General features: G+C 60.4%; 1 protein-coding gene. It reads right to left on the bottom strand.

All coding sequences use genetic code 11. The features are described 5' to 3' along the window. Positions 1–145: 145 nt before the first annotated feature. The gene (locus ABX749_RS27250) at positions 146–3,181 is read right to left on the bottom strand and encodes a c-type cytochrome domain-containing protein (protein WP_372898801.1); all 3,036 of its coding nucleotides are present in this window, start codon (positions 3,179–3,181) and stop codon (positions 146–148) included. Positions 3,182–3,212 lie beyond the last annotated feature (31 nt).

Below are 3,212 nucleotides of genomic sequence, written 5' to 3'. Positions count from 1 at the left end.
GTGGGTTCGCGCTGCTATCCGTGGGCTCAGTGCTCCTTTCATCGCTCCGCAAGCGACAGCCTGCCCCTTTTCCCGCTCGACAACCACAACCCTCAATTCAAATTTGGCCGAAGCATGAGAGTTCTGGAAATCCTCCGTCCGACGGCTACCATTGCCCGGCGGGTTTCAACCCTTCGGTTTGCCAGACGTGGACGGCGCCGGTCTGTCCGGTGGCAAACACGCGGCCCGCGTCGGTGCTGATTCCAAGGGTGAACAGGAAATCGCCCGGGGCTGCCGCCGCGGCGACCGCACCGCCGTTGTTGGTTTCGTGAATCCGCAATTGTCCGTCGGCACAGCTGCTGGCCACTCGCGTGCTGTCGCCCACAAATTCCACCGCGGTGACTTCATCGGGGAATCCGCCGATGGTGCGTTTTTGTTGGCCGGTTTCCACGTCCCATGTCTTGATCGTTCCGTCTGCGCTTCCGCTGGCGATCAGGCGACCGTCCTGTTTCCAGGCCACCGAGAGGACATGATGGGTGTGTCCGTCGAGTGCGCCGACAACTTCTTCGGTCTGCACATCCAACAAGCGGATCGTCTTGTCGGCCGATGCGGTCACCAGCAGCCGGTCATCGGGCGAAAAACGAACACACAACACCGAATCACTGTGCAGATCGTCGAATCGTCGAAGGACATCACCGCTGGACGTGGCGACGATCAACACTTGTCCTCGACGACTGGGTGTCCCACTGCCGATCGCGATCGATTGCCCGTCGCCGCGAAAATCCAAGGACGTCACGCGGTCGGAAATAAGATCGGACTCAAGCCCACCGATCGTCCGATCGAGTATCCATCGCTGCCGAGGATCAATCATCAGGGGCGGTCCGCTGCGACGATGGACGACCAGCTGATGTTGATCCAGGAAGTAGGCGTCGGCGAGAACGTCGGAGCCTGTGGAGTTGGCAAACTGGATCCGTTCCAGCGGCTTTGCATCGGTCAATTGAAAGGTCCGCACGCCGCCATCGACGTCTACCACGACGACCGACGACTCGTCGTCGGACAACGCGATGGATGCGATCGCGGCGGATTGATTCTGGCGATCCACGGCGCTGGCGTGGCGATGTTCTAGATCCGTCAGACGATTGCTTCGCTTCCGCAGAATCTCTTGGTGCTTGGGCAGATTCGCGGACGCCCGATCACGTGTCTTTTTTGCCGTCACCAACGCTTGCTCGCGCTCGGCAGCGTCGGCCTGTTTCTTTTCAACCTCTTTCTCCACCGCGGCAAGGGACTCGCGCTGTTTGGTGAGCGTTGCTTTGGCGGATTCGAGTTGCTTGGCCGATTCAGCCGCCGCCGTTTTGGACTTCGTCAGGGTTTCACCGGCGACGGCGCTGGATTGCGTGACGCTGGCCAGTTCGGTTTTCTTTGCTTCGACTTGCTTTGCAATGACCTCGGCCGACTGTTTCGCGGCGGCCAGCATTCGGTTGGCTTCGTCGACTTTCGCCTGGGCCAATTGAACTTGCGTGACGGCCGTCGCGGATTGTTGTTCCAGCGGCTGCAACGCGGTTTTCAACGCTTCCATTTGAGCCTGATTCTTGGCGATCAAGGCTTCGGCATCCGCCGCGGCCCGCGTCGCTGCGTCGATCTTCGCTTGGGCCTCGACGATGCTTTTTTCGGTGCCCGCGATCTGTTTGGCCGTTTCGTCTCGCTGCTTGGCTTTTTCATCGAGTTCTTTGACCGCTTTTTCACGAGCCTCGGTCACTTTGGCCAACGCCGCTTCTTCCTTTTCCAGCAATTGATTGAGTTCTTTCGTCTTGCCCTGGAGTGTTTGTAGCCACGACTGTTCGCGTTTGACGTCCCGATCCAGCGAGGCGATTTGAAGCTGCGATTGGCGGTCACCGAGATACGTCTGCATCAGTTTTCCGTCAGCGAGGTCCCAGCGTTTTGCGATCCCATCGCTACCACCGGTGACGAGCGTCTTTCCCGCTTTGTCGATGGCGAGTGCTTGAATGCGCGAACCGTGGGCAAGTTCAAGCACAACCTTGTCAGACGCTGCGTCGATCAGTTTGACAACGCCCGATGCGGTGCCGACGACCAAGGTGCCGGGAGCGGAAAACGCAATCGAGGTGGCATCGCTGATCGCGTCGATCGTTTGCGAGGGATGCGGTTGGTCACCGTCAAACAACCGGACTTGACCGTCAATGCCGAGCGAGGCGACGAAGTTGCCGTCGCGGCTTTGTGCGACCGCAGCGATGGCATGATCCAGCTTCAGCCGCGCGATGGATGCTCCGTCTTGAGCACCATAGATGCCAATGTCTCCGCTTTCGTATCCCACGACCAGTTGTTCGCTTTGCGACCAGGTGATCCCGGCGACCCGTCCAAGACTCGGCAGCGTGTGCCGCAATTCTTGTGACGCGGTCTGCCAGATTTCGACGTCACCGATGGCATTGACGACTGCGACCGAACCCCGGTCGGGGCTGACGGTGGTTGGCCCGGATGCGTGGCGAAGGGCGAGCGGAATGGCGGGCTCGGTCGGTTGTCGTTTCCAGATTCGAACGGTTCGGTAGCCGCCGGTGGCAATGCGATCGGCCCAGGGGGAAAATGCAATGGCTTGGACGACGTCAAAGTCCGCGACGCCGGGCTGGGGAAGGCTTTCGTCGATCAGATTTCCAACGTGCTGGCCGGACTGTGCATCGCGCAGTTCAACGCGATTGGCGTGCCCGACGGCGACCAAGCGGTTGTCCGGTGAAACGGCGAGTGAATAGCTGTTGCGAATCGAATCGGGGATGGGTTGCCAATCGATCGCATCGTCGACGGCGTGTGCGTCCAAGACTGCGCCCTCGTTGATCCAGGTCCGCAGCAACGCAAGTTCCTCCGGTGTCAATCGTTTGGCGCCCACCGTGTTGTCGTCCGGTGGCATCGGATCGTCGTCATCGCTGGCGCGCAGATACAGCACACTCGATTCGGGTTGCTTGGCAACGAGTAACGAACCGCTGTCGCCGCCGGCCTGGATCGCCTCGTGTGTCTCCAGCGACAGTCCGCCCTCGGCCTGTTTGGCGCGGTGACAGGCGACGCAGTTGCGCTGCAAGATGGGAGCGATGTCACGTGCGAAACTGACGGACTGGTCTGGATCGGTTGGCTCGGCAAACGCCGCGGAGCCAAGGCAGCAGAGCAAGAAGCCGAGAGGCAGCGATGAAGCACGCATCATTGCGGTGTGTGGGGTGGGAGGGAGAGGGAGG

Source organism: Stieleria sp. (assembly GCF_041595215.1).
Classification (GTDB): Bacteria; Planctomycetota; Planctomycetia; order Pirellulales; family Pirellulaceae; genus Stieleria; species Stieleria magnilauensis.
This window is presented reverse-complemented; position numbering and strand designations above follow the sequence as displayed.